The 1371-nt window shown below is 69.0% G+C and carries 1 protein-coding gene and 1 pseudogene; one reads left to right on the top strand and one right to left on the bottom strand.

Features of this window, described 5'->3' with window-relative positions; all coding sequences use genetic code 11:
* Positions 1–107 precede the first annotated feature (107 nt).
* Positions 108–263, top strand: a pseudogene (locus ACFV8T_RS45270) (ABC transporter ATP-binding protein); the annotation flags it as partial.
* A gap of 554 nt (positions 264–817) precedes the next feature.
* Here the strand turns inward: ACFV8T_RS45270 and ACFV8T_RS45265 are convergent.
* On the bottom strand, positions 818–1120 hold the full coding sequence (locus ACFV8T_RS45265) for a hypothetical protein (protein ID WP_385339679.1): 303 nt from the start codon (positions 1118–1120) through the stop codon (positions 818–820).
* Positions 1121–1371: the final 251 nt, after the last annotated feature.

The following is a 1371-nucleotide window of genomic DNA, read 5'->3' as shown; positions in this document are numbered from 1 at the left end:
AGAGTACGGGCCCACACGACCCGATCGTCACGCACGCACGACCGCCTGAAGTCGCCCTGCCACCCGAGATATCAAACAGCCTTGCCGGGACAAAACGCTCTTTTAGGTCCACGCAACTTGCGCAGGTACGGCGGGAGACGCTGGGCATGGTGTTCCAGTTCGGTGAACTTCTTCCCGAACTGAGTCCGGTGGAGAACGTCGCCCTGCCAGTCCTGCTCGACGGAGGCCGCCACCAGGACGCCTACCGACGCGCGGAGGGGCTCCGCCGTCCCGGCGGGCTGCGTAAAAGAAACAAAGCCGGGGGCGACACGGGAAATCCGTGTCGCCCCCGGCTTCTTTGTCTGTTCAAGAGCGCGCCGGCCCGCCAGCGGTACAACGTCTGGCGGGCCCAGGCGCACCGGTACCAAAGGGCTGCGCGTGCTCGGAGTGCTCAAGGTCGCCACCGCTGACCAGACACAGCGGCTGGCCTCGCCCCGCAGCGGTGGTGATCTGGTGTGTGCTCCTGGGCGCTGCTGGCGCCGAGCAGCTGCCCGCGCGAAAAGGCCGGCGGGTCCTCGGGCCTGGGATCTCCTGCGTCATCCCTTGCACGATCCCTTGCGGTATCTCCTGCGGCATCTCTTGCGCTCGCCTTTCGGGGCATCGGGTGTTTATGCAGGTCACCATGCTGTAGAGGCGTGGTCGGGGTGCTGGCATCCCCTCTGCGCACCCCCTACCGCCCGACTACCGCATGGAGAGGGTGGGGGCGGGGCGGGCGGAGCGCCTCGGGGATCGGCGGCCGACCAGTCCCGTCGTGCGCGGCGGCGGGCCGCGCGCGGGCCTATGGGGCGGTCTGCTGGCCGGGCAGATAGACCATCACGCCGCCGGGGATCGGTGCGCACCGGGTGCCGGTGGGCAGTTGGGAGACGAGATGTATGTTCTCCGACTGTCCTGCGGCGTTGATGCGCTGGAGGTGGTCACGGCCGTACAGGACCGACCCGGGGTCCTCCAGCGTCCCGGTGATGCACAGCACCGGGTTCGCCAGGAACATCCCGCCGTCGCCGGTTCCGGCGCGCAGCCCGGCCTCGTTCACCGCGGCCTCCGCGTTCTCCAGCGGGGTCTGGCAGGCAGGACACAGGATCAAGACGAGACGGCCGCTCTCCCACTTCCCGTTCCAGTGCTCGGCAGCTTTGGACGTGAGGTCCTTCGGGGCGAAGCAGCGGCATCGGCTGCATCGGAGCCGCGCGCTTATCCGGGTCTGCGGGCGCTTCTGACGCTTCTTTCGACTCATGCCCGGTCAGCGACGGCGGGGGGGGGGGAGTGGAGGGAAGCACCCCCCCCCACCCCCCCGAGGGTGTTTTCCCTCCCCTCCCCCATCCCCTCTCTCGTGCTCTG

Origin of the sequence: Streptomyces sp. NPDC059832, from assembly GCF_042731715.1 — a bacterium.
GTDB lineage: Bacteria > Actinomycetota > Actinomycetes > Streptomycetales > Streptomycetaceae > Streptomyces.
This window is presented reverse-complemented; position numbering and strand designations above follow the sequence as displayed.